At 62.5% G+C, this 13,174-nt stretch carries 12 protein-coding genes; 7 read left to right on the top strand and 5 right to left on the bottom strand.

The window, feature by feature from the left end; genetic code table 11:
* Positions 1-92 precede the first annotated feature (92 nt).
* Positions 93-1,007, bottom strand: coding sequence for a LysR family transcriptional regulator (locus AC0NIL_RS00690; RefSeq protein ID WP_013528010.1), 915 nt, complete (start codon positions 1,005-1,007; stop codon positions 93-95).
* Between the two features lie 151 nt (positions 1,008-1,158).
* On the opposite strand from AC0NIL_RS00690, the gene AC0NIL_RS00685 reads away from it, so the two are divergent.
* Both AC0NIL_RS00685 and AC0NIL_RS00680 read left to right on the top strand, forming a co-directional pair.
* Entirely contained in the window at positions 1,159-1,800 is a 642-nt protein-coding gene (locus tag AC0NIL_RS00685) for a DUF47 domain-containing protein (protein ID WP_013528009.1), read from the top strand.
* Between the two features lie 3 nt (positions 1,801-1,803).
* Complete coding sequence (locus AC0NIL_RS00680) at positions 1,804-2,808, top strand: inorganic phosphate transporter (RefSeq protein ID WP_013528008.1); 1,005 nt, start codon at positions 1,804-1,806, stop codon at positions 2,806-2,808.
* An 11-nt stretch (positions 2,809-2,819) separates the two neighbouring features.
* On the opposite strand, the gene AC0NIL_RS00675 is transcribed toward AC0NIL_RS00680, so the two are convergent.
* Positions 2,820-3,197 (bottom strand): VOC family protein, encoded by a 378-nt coding sequence (locus tag AC0NIL_RS00675; RefSeq protein ID WP_013528007.1) that lies wholly within the window; start codon positions 3,195-3,197, stop codon positions 2,820-2,822.
* 269 nt (positions 3,198-3,466) lie between these two features.
* Between AC0NIL_RS00675 and AC0NIL_RS00670 the strand changes: the two genes are divergently transcribed.
* The gene (locus tag AC0NIL_RS00670; RefSeq protein ID WP_013528006.1) at positions 3,467-4,648 is read left to right on the top strand and encodes an Mrp/NBP35 family ATP-binding protein; all 1,182 of its coding nucleotides are present in this window, start codon (positions 3,467-3,469) and stop codon (positions 4,646-4,648) included.
* 30 nt (positions 4,649-4,678) lie between these two features.
* On the opposite strand, the gene AC0NIL_RS00665 is transcribed toward AC0NIL_RS00670, so the two are convergent.
* Positions 4,679-5,131, bottom strand: coding sequence for an SRPBCC family protein (locus AC0NIL_RS00665; protein WP_013528005.1), 453 nt, complete (start codon positions 5,129-5,131; stop codon positions 4,679-4,681).
* Positions 5,132-5,277: 146 nt separating this feature from the next.
* Here AC0NIL_RS00665 and AC0NIL_RS00660 point away from each other — a divergent pair, with 146 nt between their 5' ends.
* From AC0NIL_RS00660 to AC0NIL_RS00645, 4 genes are all read left to right on the top strand, one after another.
* Positions 5,278-7,083 (top strand): IlvD/Edd family dehydratase, encoded by a 1,806-nt coding sequence (locus tag AC0NIL_RS00660; protein WP_013528004.1) that lies wholly within the window; start codon positions 5,278-5,280, stop codon positions 7,081-7,083.
* Between the two features lie 215 nt (positions 7,084-7,298).
* Positions 7,299-8,117, top strand: coding sequence for a chromate resistance protein ChrB domain-containing protein (locus tag AC0NIL_RS00655; RefSeq protein ID WP_275954121.1), 819 nt, complete (start codon positions 7,299-7,301; stop codon positions 8,115-8,117).
* On the top strand, positions 8,114-9,502 hold the full coding sequence (chrA, locus tag AC0NIL_RS00650) for a chromate efflux transporter (RefSeq protein ID WP_275954120.1): 1,389 nt from the start codon (positions 8,114-8,116) through the stop codon (positions 9,500-9,502). The genes AC0NIL_RS00655 and chrA overlap by 4 nt, the downstream gene beginning before the upstream one ends.
* 64 nt (positions 9,503-9,566) lie before the next feature.
* A complete protein-coding gene (locus AC0NIL_RS00645) occupies positions 9,567-9,965 on the top strand; it encodes a hypothetical protein (RefSeq protein WP_082826722.1) in 399 nt (132 codons plus the stop codon).
* A 146-nt stretch (positions 9,966-10,111) separates the two neighbouring features.
* Here AC0NIL_RS00645 and AC0NIL_RS00640 read toward each other — a convergent pair whose 3' ends face one another.
* Positions 10,112-11,341 (bottom strand): aromatic ring-hydroxylating oxygenase subunit alpha, encoded by a 1,230-nt coding sequence (locus AC0NIL_RS00640; RefSeq protein ID WP_063171129.1) that lies wholly within the window; start codon positions 11,339-11,341, stop codon positions 10,112-10,114.
* Positions 11,342-11,403: 62 nt separating this feature from the next.
* Positions 11,404-12,993 carry a trimethylamine methyltransferase family protein gene (locus tag AC0NIL_RS00635; RefSeq protein ID WP_024503381.1) on the bottom strand — a complete coding sequence of 530 codons (1,590 nt, stop codon included), beginning with the start codon at positions 12,991-12,993 and terminating at the stop codon, positions 11,404-11,406.
* Positions 12,994-13,174 lie beyond the last annotated feature (181 nt).

Raw genomic sequence — 13,174 nt, 5'->3', positions numbered from 1 at the left:
TTATCGCTAAGTGCTTAAGAAACCAGAGAAAACCTCTGAAATCAATAAAGCGGTTTCGTTGTACGATAGAAATCTTCTATCGTTCCGTTTGACTAACCCTGTCTAGCGGAACGGTTGGCATGGAAATCGTCCGCCAGCGCCATTGCCTCGTCCAGCAGCGCCGAGACCAAAGGTGTGTGCGGTTCGCGCGGTGTCGCCACCAGGCCGACCGTGTGGCTGGCGTCTGGTTCGATGATTGGAATGGCCCGGATCGGTTCGGAAAAGCCGAATGTTTCCGCAAGGTTGAGCGGCATGATCGACGACCATTTGCCGGTGCGGATGTGCGAAAACAGCACGATCATCGAATTGGATTCCAGCGTCGGTCGCACCTGCACGCCGGCTTCGGCCAGATGCTGGTCGATGATGCGGCGGTTCTGCATGTCCGGCGTCAACAGGCACAGCGGCAGGCTTGAGAGCTCCGCCCATGTCACTTTGTCGCGGTCGGAATAGGGATTTCCCATCGCGGTGATCAGTTGGTAGCGCTCGTCATAGAGCGGCACGCTGGTCACCCGCCCCAGCGGCTCGTTGTCGAGATAGGTGATGCCGGCATCGATGTCGAAATTGCCGAGCAGCGACAGCACCTCGATCGAAGTCCGCGACAGCACCGAAAAGGTGACGCCGGGATGCTTTTCGCGAAATGGCGTCGTCAGCCGCGGCAGCATGGCGAGCGCCGTCGGGATGGCGGCGATGCGGATACGGCCCGAAAGTCCGTGGCGCGCCGCGCGCATTTCCTCGCGCATGGTCCTGGTGTCGCCGACGATGCGGCGTGCCCACACCAGCACCTGTTTTCCCTCCGGCGTCAGCCCCTGGAAGCGTGAGCCGCGCAGAACCAGCATGACGCCAAGCTGGCCTTCCAACTGCTTGATGCCGGCCGACAGCGTCGGCTGCGTGACGCCGCACACCTCCGCCGCCCGGCCGAAATGCTCCTCCCTGGCGAGCGCGATGAAGAATTCCAGCTTGTCGATCATGTGATCTTTCCGGTCGTTCGCTGCAAGGTCGGGGAAATTGTGCTCTACCGCAAGCGCCACGCACAATTGCCCTGCATCCACACCTTTAAGCCGGCTACCTGTTTCCCGCGGCTGAATGCGGCGCTATGTGGATGAAACTGGGAGATCGACCATGCTGGGCTGGTTCCGCAAGCTTTTGCCGCGCGAAGATCGCTTCTTCGACCTGTTCGAACGACATTCCCGCACCGTGGTCGGCGGCGCCGAGGCGCTGGAGCAGCTTCTCCAGGGCAGGGATATCGATCTCTGGTGCCAGAAAATCATCGATCTCGAAGATGAGGCCGACCACATCACCGCGGAAGTCCTGCTGGCTGTACGGCGCTCCTTCATCACGCCTTTCGATCGCGGCGACATCAAGGACCTGATCCAGTCGATGGATGACGCCATCGATATGATGCACAAGACGGTCAAGACGGTGAAGCTGTTCGAGCGCAAGGAGTTCGATCCGCTGATGCAGGAAATGGGTGGCGTCATCGTCGCCGCCGCCAAGCTGGTGGCCGAGGCGATCCCGCTGCTCAACAAGGTCGCAACGCATACTGTGCGCCTCAACGCCATCGCCGAAGAGGTGATGCGCGTCGAAAGCCGGGCCGACGACCTGCACGAGCAAGGGCTGAAGGATCTCTTCAGGAAGCACGGCAGCAGCGATCCGATGGCCTATATGATCGGAAGCGAGATTTATGGCCAACTGGAAAAGGTGGTCGACCGCTTCGAGGACGTCGCCAACGAGATCAGCGGCATCGTCATTGAGAATGTCTAGGTGATGGAAGCAACCATTGCCTTTCCCGTGCTGGCCGGCCTCGTCGCCGTCGCACTGTTCTTCGACTTTCTCAACGGCCTGCACGACGCCGCCAATTCCATCGCCACCATCGTTTCCACCCGCGTGCTGCGGCCGCAATATGCGGTGCTGTGGGCGGCATTCTTCAATTTCATCGCCTTCATGTTCTTCGGCCTCCACGTTGCCGAGACCGTAGGCAAAGGCATCGTCGACGTCAGCATCGTCACCCCGGCGGTGATCTTTGCAGCCCTGGTCGGCGCCATCGTCTGGAACATCGTCACCTGGATCGCCGGCATCCCTTCGAGCAGCTCGCATGCGCTGATCGGCGGCCTGGTCGGCGCCGGTGTTGCGAAGGCAGGCGTGGGCGCCATCGTTTGGACCGGGCTTGGCAAGACGGTCGCGGCAATCGTCTTGTCGCCAGCGACGGGCTTTATCCTGGCGCTCGTCCTGGTTCTCGTCGTCTCGTGGCTCTTCGTGCGCCAGACGCCGTTTGCGGTCGACAGCACCTTCCGCGTCATGCAGTTCTTTTCCGCCTCGCTCTATTCCCTCGGGCACGGCGGCAATGACGCCCAGAAGACCATGGGCATCATCGCCGTGCTGCTCTATTCGCAAGGCATGCTCGGCGCGACTTTCTACGTGCCGCTGTGGGTGGTCCTCACTTGCCAGTCGGCACTGGCGCTCGGCACCCTGTTCGGCGGCTGGCGCATCGTCCACACCATGGGCTCGAAGATCACCCGGCTGAACCCGATGCAGGGTTTTTGCGCCGAAACCGGTGGGGCGATCACGCTGTTTGCGGCGACCTGGCTCGGCGTTCCCGTATCGACCACCCACACCATCACCGGCGCCATCATCGGCGTCGGCGCCGCCCGCCGCGTCTCGGCCGTGCGCTGGGGCATTGCCGGCAACATCGTCATCGCCTGGATCGTTACCTTGCCGGCCACCGCTTTGATTTCGGCGCTCACCTACCTCGCGGTTGGCCTGGCGAGGTGAGGTGAAGAAATCTACCTGTCCACAAGGTTCAGGATGTTGCCGTCTGGATCCTTGAACCAGGCAACTTTCATTCCGTAACCGACGTGGAGATCGCCCTCCAGCGTCAAGCCCGGCATCTGATAGTGCTGGAAGGCGACGCCCTTCGACTTCAGCTCCTTGACGATGTTGCCGATCTCGTCGCCAACCATCCAGGTCACCGCTGTCGCCTTGTTGGTTCCGGCAAATTGGGAATGATAGACGTTGAGGGTGGTATCGCCGCTTTTGTACACGATCAGTTCGCCCCCCTCATCCTGCACCTGTTTCAGGCCAAGCGTTCCTTCGTAGAAAGCCTTGGCCTTTGCCAGATCGCTTACCGCCAGATTTGCCGTTGCGTTGCTGTTTGCGAGCATAATCGCCTCCTTCTCGGCTTGTCGGTCCCGTGCTGGTCGTTGAAATAGGTCGCTGCGATCGTTTGGCGACTGTCGGCTGGATTGATTGCTGGCCGCATCGGCGCTCGCTTATCTGGAGGACGTTTGGCGCGGATGAAATCCGGCAGGACCCGCCGGTTTTTCAGGCACGCCAAGACAGCCATTGCTCCACGGCTTGGTTCTGTCCGGAAACTGCATTATCTCAGGTGCAAGCTGCATCTCAGGCGCAAGCTGCGTAAGGAAAAACTGCCATGTCCGTCACCAAGGAAATCGTCACCGAGCGTCTGAAGACGGTCAACGGGCCGGATTTCACCGGCAACATCGTCGACCTCGGCATGGTTTCGGAAATTTTCATCGCCGACGGGAAGGTCTTCTTCTCGATTACCGTTCCCGCCGCCCGCGCCCAGGAAATGGAGCCGCTGCGCGCCGCTGCCGAGCGTGTCGTCAAGGCGATCCCCGGTGTCGCCGGCGCCGTCGTCGCGCTGACGGCGGAGAAGAAGGGCGGCGGCATGGAGGCGCCGGTTCCATCGCGCCCCGCACCCAGGCCCGTTCCGCCGGCTGCGCCCGCTGCCGCCGCGCCGCGTGCGGCTCCGCACGCGCCGGCCTCGCACAGCTCGGGCAAGCGTGGCGTACCCGGTATCGAGGCGATCATTGCCGTTGCTTCCGGCAAGGGCGGCGTCGGCAAGTCGACCACCGCCGTCAACATCGCGCTCGGCCTCGCCGCCAACGGCCTGCGCGTCGGCGTGCTCGATGCCGACATCTACGGCCCGTCCATGCCAAGGCTGCTCAACATCCACGGCCGGCCGCAGACCGTCGACGGCAAGATCCTGAAACCGATGGAGAATTACGGCCTGAAGGTGATGTCGATGGGTTTCCTCGTCGACGAGGAAACGCCGATGATCTGGCGTGGTCCGATGGTGATGTCGGCACTGACGCAGATGCTGCGTGAAGTCGAATGGGGCCGTCTCGACGTGCTCGTCGTCGACATGCCGCCCGGCACCGGCGACGCGCAGCTGACCATGGCCCAACAGGTGCCGCTGGCTGGCGCCGTCATCGTCTCGACGCCGCAGGACCTGGCCCTGATCGACGCGCGAAAAGGCCTCAACATGTTCAAGAAGGTCGACGTGCCGCTGCTCGGCATCGTCGAGAACATGAGCTATTTCATCGCCCCGGACACCGGCAAGCGCTACGACATCTTCGGTCATGGCGGGGCGCGGCGCGAGGCCGAGCGCCTTGGCGTCACCTTCCTCGGCGAGGTGCCGCTCGAGATGGGCATTCGCGAAAGCTCGGATGCCGGCACGCCGGTTGTCGTCTCCAAGCCCGACGGCGCCGAGGCGAAAATCTACCGCGACATCGCCTCGAAGGTCTGGGACCGGGTTAACGAAGAGCGTGGTGCTGCGGCAGCGGCGGTGCCGAGTATTGTTTTCGAGTAGCTTGTTCGGTAGCCGCCGCCGCTCTGCAGCCTAGGCCGCGCCGACCTTCTCGCCGAAGCTGGAAAAAAACTGTCCGGCCAGTTTCTTCGAGGTCGATTCGATCAACCGGCTGCCGAGCTGGGCGATCTTGCCGCCGACATCGGCCTTGGCCGCGTAGTTCAATATCGTGGCGTCGGGTCCATCTGCCGTCAGCGTCACGTCGGCGCCACCCTTGGCGAAGCCTGCAATGCCGCCCTTGCCTTCGCCCTGGATGGTGTAGGAGTGCGGCGGCTTCAGGTTCTTCAGCGTCACTTCGCCGTTGAACGTCGCCTTGATCGGTCCGATCTTCACCACCACGGTTGCCGCCATCTCGGTCGGCGACTTCATCTCCAGGCTCTGGCAACCGGGAATGGTCGCCTTCAAGACCTCGGGATCGTTCAGCGCTTCCCACACTTTTTGCAGCGGTGCGGCAATGCGCTCCTCGCCTTCGATCACCAAAGCCATGAAAACCTCCCGGACAAGACTGTCCGAACCCGTAACGCACGGCTTGGTGCGTGTCTATCGCACCAAAGTCCGGTTGCGACCGCACGCCCTCTTGCCTGCTCCCGCGCGTTGCCATATCGATTTGTCTTACAAATACGGAGACCATGATGGCAGGCGCCCCCACCCATAAGAAAAAATTTCGCTCGCAGGAGTGGTTCGACAATCCCGACAATCCGGGCATGACGGCTCTCTATCTCGAGCGCTATCTCAATTACGGCCTGACGCGCGCCGAACTGATGTCCGGCAAGCCGCTGATCGGCATCGCCCAGACCGGCTCGGATCTGTCGCCCTGCAACCGTCATCATATCGAACTGGCCAAGCGTGTGCGCGAAGGCATCGTCTCGATGGGCGGTATTCCGTTCGAGTTCCCCTGCCATCCGATCCAGGAGACCGGCAAGCGCCCGACCGCAGCGCTCGACCGCAACCTTGCCTATCTCAGCCTGGTCGAGGTGCTTTACGGCTACCCGCTCGATGGCGTCGTGCTGACCATCGGTTGCGACAAGACGACGCCGGCGCTGCTGATGGCAGCGGCCACCGTCAACATTCCGGCGATCGCGCTGTCGGTCGGGCCGATGCTCAATGGCTGGCACAAGGGCAAGCGCACCGGCTCCGGTACCATCGTCTGGGAATCACGCCAGCGCCTGTCGGCCGGCGAGATCGATTATGACGAGTTCATGGACATCGTCGCCTCGTCGGCGCCGTCCACCGGCTATTGCAACACCATGGGCACCGCCACCACGATGAACTCGCTGGCCGAGGCGCTTGGCATGCAGTTGCCGGGCTCGGCCGCCATTCCCGCGCCCTACCGCGAGCGTGGCCAGATTTCCTATGAGACCGGAAAACGCATCGTCGAGATGGTGCATGAGGATCTGAAGCCGTCCGACATCATGACGAGAGAGGCTTTCGAGAACGCCATCGTCGTCAATTCGGCCATTGGCGGCTCGACCAACGCGCCGATCCACCTCAATGCCATCGCCCGCCACCTTGGTGTCAAGCTCGACAATGACGACTGGCAGACGGTCGGCCTCAATGTGCCGCTGCTGGTCAATTTGCAGCCGACGGGCGAATATCTTGGCGAGGACTACCATCATGCCGGCGGCGTGCCGGCGGTCATTGCCGAACTGATGAAGGGCGACCTGTTGCCGCATCCCGGCGCACGCACCGTCAACGGCAAGTCGATCGGCGAGAATAGCGAGGGCGTCGCCAACGAAAACCCCGACGTCATCCGCTCTGTCGCCAAGCCGCTGAAGGCCAATGCCGGCTTCATCAACCTCAGGGGCAATCTGTTCGATTCGGCGATCATGAAGACCAGCGGCATCTCGCCCGAGTTTCGCGAGCGCTATCTGTCCAATCCTAGGGATCCCGAGGCTTTCGAAGGCAACGCCATGGTTTTCGACGGGCCGGAGGATTACCACGCCCGCATCGACGACCCGGCGCAAGGCATCGACGAACACACCATCCTGTTCATGCGCGGCGCCGGCCCGGTCGGCTATCCCGGCGGTGCCGAGGTCGTCAACATGCAGCCGCCGGCCTATCTCATCAAGAAGGGCATCCACGCGCTCGCCTGCATCGGGGACGGCCGCCAGTCGGGCACGTCGGGTTCGCCGTCGATCCTCAACGCCTCGCCGGAAGCGGCGATCGGCGGCGGACTGGCGCTGCTCAAGACGGGCGACCGGGTCCGCATCGACTTGCGCAAGGGCACGGCCGACATCCTCGTCACCGACGACGAGATCACCCGGCGCCGCGCCGAACTGCAGAACAATGGCGGCTTCCACTATCCCGAGCACCAGACGCCCTGGCAGGAGATCCAGCGCGGTATGGTCGCGCAGTTTTCGGAGGGAATGGTGCTGAAGCCGGCGGTGAAATACCAGGATGTCGCGCACACCAGCGGTGTCCCCAGGGACAATCATTGATTCTGGATCGACGGATGGCGGCTTGATCAAATCAGGCCGCCGTCGGTTTTCCGGTCAGCGTGTTGCATCGCGGCCGGGTAGGTCGAGAACGGCCACCGTCCTTGACAAGCGCGCCCAAGAAATCCACCATCATGACAAGGGGTGCATCGCGACGACCCCGTGAGGCGTCAGCCCAACGTTCGCGTCCAAGCTTCTCTTTTCAGGAGGTGGACGCCATGCCGTCAACAACCGCTATCACCGTACCGCAATTGTCCCGGCTCATAGGTCTGCCGGGCGCCCCAGTCATTGTCGATGTTCGCATAGATGAAGATTTCGACGCCGATCCGCGGCTGTTGCCGGCGTCGTGCCGTCGCGATTTCAAAACCGTTTCAAGCTGGGCGGCCACGTTCGCCGGCAAGCCGGTGGCCGTCGTTTGCCAGAGGGGGCAAAAGCTCTCGCAAGGCGTGACCGCATGGCTGCGCCATGAGGGGATATCAGCTGAATCTCTCGAAGGCGGGTTTGAGGCCTGGCGCGATGCCGGAGGGCTTTTGGCCCGCACCGCCAAGATGCCGCCACGCAATGAAAAGGGCGCCACCGTCTGGGTGACGCGATCGCGCCCGAAGGTCGACCGCATCGCTTGCCCGTGGCTGATCCGGCGTTTCGTCGACCCCGACGCAGTGTTCCTGTTCGTCGAACCCGCTGAAGTGTTGGCTGTTGCCGACCGCTTTCAGGCCGTGCCGTTCGACATCGACAATGTGTTTTGGAGCCATCGCGGCGAGCGCTGCACCTTCGACACGATGATCGAGGAGTTCGGGCTGGAATCCGCGGCGCTCGATGGCCTCGCTGCAATCGTGCGCGCGGCCGACACTGCAAGCCTCGACCTGGTGCCTCAGGCGGCCGGCTTTCTGGCTGCCTCGCTTGGTTTGTCGCGTATGTACCGCGACGATCTGGAACAACTGGAAGCAGGCATGCTGCTCTACGACGCGTTCTTCCGCTGGTGTCGCGACGCCACCGAAGAAACGCACAACTGGCCGGCTGCGGGTAAGCCGTCGTGACCGCTCTTGTCCCGGACAATAAGGCGGGAACCGTCCCGGTGCCGGCTGCACCAACCTTCACCGAGGCCGTGAAGGTCTGGGCGAAAATCGGATTGCTCAGCTTTGGCGGTCCGGCCGGGCAGATCGCGCTGATGCACAAGGAACTGGTCGAGGAGCGGCGCTGGATCGGTGAGCGGCGTTTCCTGCACGCGCTGAACTACTGCATGTTGCTGCCTGGCCCGGAAGCCCAGCAACTCGCCATCTACATCGGTTGGCTGCTGCACAGGACGGCCGGCGGCCTTGTCGCCGGCATCCTGTTCGTCTTGCCGGGCGCGCTCGTCATGCTCGCCTTGAGCAGCCTCTACGTCCTCTATGGCGACGTGCCGCTTGTCGCGGCGCTGTTTTTCGGGGTCAAGGCGGCTGTGCTTGCCATTGTCGTCGGGGCGGTGGTCCGGATCAGCCGGCGTGCCCTCAAGAACCGGGTCATGGTGTCGATCGCGGTCGCGGCGTTCATCGCCATCTATGCGTTGAATGTGCCCTTTCCGCTCATCGTCCTGCTAGCCGGCCTGACGGGATGGCTGGGGGATCGCATTGCTCCCGGCCTGTTTTCCGGCTCGGCCCATGGCAAGGACGATGTTGCCGACTTCAAGGGAGCGGTCGACCTGATGTTCGAACGTGGCGAACTGGCCCATGTCAAACCGACCAGATGGCATGCACCGCGCACCGTCGCGATCTGGCTGCCGCTCTGGCTCGGGCCTGTTCTTTTAATCTGGTGGTTCACCGGCTCTGCAAGCGTCTGGACCGAGATAGGCCGGTTCTTCAGTCTCATGGCTGTCGTCACCTTCGGTGGCGCCTATGCGGTCCTCGCTTATGTCGCACAGGCAGCCGTCCAGTCCTTCGGCTGGCTGGCGCCGGGTGAAATGGTCGATGGCCTTGGGCTCGCCGAAACGACGCCAGGGCCGCTCATCCTGGTGCTGCAGTTCGTCGGCTTCATCGCCGCGTTCCGCCATTCCGGCTCGCTGGACCCGTTGGTTGCCGGATCGCTGGGGGCTTTGCTCACTCTGTGGGTGACGTTCACGCCTTGCTTCTTCTGGATATTCCTCGGTGCGCCCTACATCGAGGCCTTGCGCGGCAACAAGGCACTGTCGGCCGCACTGGGCGCGATCACCGCCGCCGTTGTCGGGGTAATTATGAATCTGGCCCTATGGTTTGCCTTGCACGTCATCTTCCGTGAGGTGCACGCGACGGGCCTTGGCATGAACGTGCCGGTGCCTTCGTCGATCGACTGGCGCGCGGCCTTGCTTTCCGTGGCCGCCATGGTCGCCATCCTGAAGCTGAAAGTCGGCATGCTGCCGACACTCGCGCTATCCGCCCTTGCAGGGATCTTGCTGGCGGCGGCTGGTTAGACAGCACCGCCTTTGCAATCCGCTTGCCCACCACCTAAGTGGGCTGGAAATGGAAGGAAACATCATGGCCGGACGGCGATCTTCCCTCGGCTTCCTCGGAGTGTTCGGCCGTTCGGGCGATTTGAGGCAGCTCGACGATGCATTGCGCGGCGCCGATCTGCATCCAGCCCTTGTGCCGGAGGGCGTGAAGCTTACCCTCGTCAATCTCATGAAGGATCGCTGGCCCGACGAGCCGCCACCGGGCACCTATGCGTCGGTGGCACAATTATGCAGCTATTGCATCGCGGGTCCCGAAACCTTCGAGCAAGCCAATGGCCATGAGCGGACGCTGGGAGCCGAGCGCCGCATCGAGGCGGCGCTTGAAGCCGGTGACAGCCTCGACGCGCAGATCGTGCTGATGACGCTGCATGCCAAGCTCATCAACCCCGAAGTCGTCGACCGATACGGGCTCAGCGCTGAATGACGCGAAAGGCAAGATCTGCCTGATTCTCCTAGAGCAATTCTAGGAAAAGTGTGAGCGGTTTTCCGTCTAGAATTGCGTCAAAACAAAGAGTTAGAGCAGATCGCCGTTTCCGTGAAACGGTGAATGCTCTAAGGCAGCCGAGCCGTTCAGGCCCGGCTGATCTCCTCGAGATACCAGCCGATGTAGCGCAGTTCGTTGTATTCCATCGGCGCGATAGGTCCGGGCACGAAATAGTGCGAGCGCACGCCGCGCGCAGTGTGCTCGATGATCTTCTTGTCCTCTTCGGTAGTGATCTTCCACAGCCAGGTCAGCTTCTCCAGATCGTAATCCTGGCCCTCGACCGCGTCGCCGCGCACCAGCCAGATCAGCTCCATCTCGCAGGTGCCAGCCGTTTTCGGGATGAAGCGGTAGATCATGCCGTGATCGGGATAGCATACGAGGAAGGTCGTGCCGCCGAGATGGATGGAAGTGACGCCACCGTCATAGTCGGAGAAGCGTCCCATCAGCGGGGCCACCGGCGATCCATCCTGGCTGCCGCTCGAAACGCCGTCATAGAGCGCATAGCGGAAGGTGTGGATTGCTTCCTGACCGGCCGCCGAGTTCTGCCAGCGGTTGGCGCTGCCGATCTCGATGCCGAGCGCGCAGGTGCGTTGCTCCATCGCCGCATTGAGCTGCTCGATCATTTCTGCCGGCTTTTCCAGCGCATGCGTCTGCGAATATTCCGGATGCGCCGGCCCGCAATGGTAACATTCGACATAGTTCTCGACGGCGAGCTTCCAGTTGGCGTCGAGCGGATAGGACTGACGATACGCAACCTTGGCGTCGCCCCAGCCATACTGGCCGCAGCTCGTTCGCAGCGACTGTTCGATAGGATCGAAATCGAGCGGCGTCTCGGCGAAGGAAATGAAGACCAGACCGGATGCGACGCGGGCATGAAGCTTCTTCAGGCCGTGCGCCGTGCGGTCGAAATCCTTCGGCATCAGGCGGGCAGCGCGCAACGATCCGTCATTGGAATAGGCCCAGGCGTGGTAGGGGCACACGAACATCTTCGCGTTGCCCTTCTGCTTAGTGCAGACCTCGGCGCCGCGGTGGCGACAGACGTTGAGCATGGCATGCACGGTGCCATCCATGCCGCGTGTCAGGATGACCGCCTCGTCGCCCAGTTTGAACAGCTCGAAATCGCCGGGGTTCGGGATAACGCTGGCGTGGGCCAGGCAATGCCAGTGGCGGCGAAAGACCCGTTCCATGTCGCGCTCGAAGATCGCCGGGTCATGATAGAAGGCACGCACCAGGCCGTGGCCTGGCCGATGAGATGCCACCAGCCGATCGATCGCGTCGCCGTCGGTGGGGGCTTGCTGGATAGGATGCACACTCATTTGTCGTTCTGCCCGATGGTTGGTCGTGTATGGCTGTATGGCTGCACGAGACTTGTCTCCGGTCAGCCGCCCATATGCGTGCGCGGCAGGTGGATCAGGTTGCCGAAACGGGCACGCAATCTGTCGTCGACCTGTTTTGGCACATGGCGCGGAAATCGTTCGGCAAGAATGCGCTTCTTCTCGGTGATCGCACGCAGCAATATATCAGGCCGGCCTTTTTCGTTCCATTCCTTCGGCGAGGAACGATCGCCGAGGGCAGGATAGAAGTGCTCGGTCTGCATCAGCTTGAGCGTTTGTTCGTTGTCGAGATAGTGGCCCGGACCCTTGAGGCAGACCTCCGCGATGCTGTCGATCGACAGGGCCTCGTCAGTCACGTCGATGCCACGCGCGCAGCCCAGGCAATGACCGAGCATGTCGTTGTCGATGACCAGGCTCTCCAGGCAGAAGCCGAGCAGCGAGGCATGCATGCCGGCCGCCTCATAGACGAGGTTGAGGCCGGAGAGGCCGGCCATCACATTGGTGATGCCCTTTTCGTAGCCGGACTGAATGTCGGGCAATTTCGAATCCGTCATGCCGGCGGCGGAGCCACCGGGCAGGTCGTAGAATTGCGCCATCTGGGCACAGGCCGCCGTTGCCACCGACTGCTCGGCCGACCCGCCGGCCATGGCGCCGGTGCGCAGGTCGGACATGAACGGCCATGCGCCGAAGATCGCCGGATGGCCGGGCTTGAGCGCGTTGACATAGACCAGGCCGGCCAGCACTTCGGCCACTGCCTGCACGACGGCGCCGGCCATCGCCGCGGGTGCCGTCGTGCCGGACTGGCCGGTCGACAGCAGCAGGATCGGGATGCCGCCTTCGACGCAGGCCTCGAGCACGCCGCAGGCATCCTCGGCGAACCTCATCGGCGGCACGACGAATGAATTGGAGTTGGAAACGAATGGCCGGGCGCGGAAATTCTCCTCGCCTCCGGCGATGGCGTACAGCATTTCAAGTGCAGGCTTCACGTTCTCACGCACCGTGAAGGATGTTCCGACGTGCTTCGATGTTCCCATCACACAGGCATAAAGCGTGTTGAAATCCATCTCGAGCGGATCGGCGATGTCGCGCGCCACCATCGGCCGCTGGAAGAAATGAATGTTGTCCAGCCCGTCGACGATGCGGGCGGCATCATAAATATCCTGCAGCTTGGATTCGCGGTACTCACGCTTCTCCAGATCCACCAGGTGCACGGCGATGCCTGCCGTGCCGTAGTGCACGCGCTTGCCCTGGACCACCATGTCGTGCCTGGGGTCCTGGCCATGAAGCGTGAAATGTCGTGCCGCCCGCTTGATGGTGTCGAGCACGAGCGCGCGCGGAAAGCGGACCCGGCCATCGTCGCCATGGATCGCCCCCACCTTGGTCAGCACCTTTATGCAGGAAGGAATGGCGTTGGCGAAACCCACTGTCTCCAGAAGCGTCAGTACGCCTTCGTGGATACGCTCGCGGTCATCCCCGCGAAGCGGCCCGTAGCCGCCGCCCTCGATGGCCTTGTGCTGTGGTCTGGTATCCTCCACCAGGGGAGATGATCGCATGGCATGTCCTGTTTCGCGAAGACCGGAGCGTTGTGGACGACGGTTCGCCGGCGTGTCCTGCTGTTCGACAGCCACTGGCATGGAGCACTCCAACTTCGTCGGCAGGAACTCGTGGCGGTTGGTCCACCATCGGCCTGCTTCTTCCCCTGATGACGCCGACTATGCCGCCGGCACTGGCCCATCCTATGGGCCAGCTGGCTCAGTTCCATGTGCCAGAACTAAAATACCGGAGCCGCTGCGAGCGGCTCCGGTCACGAGAGGT

The sequence above is a fragment of the Mesorhizobium sp. WSM1343 genome (assembly GCF_055901535.1).
This window is presented reverse-complemented; position numbering and strand designations above follow the sequence as displayed.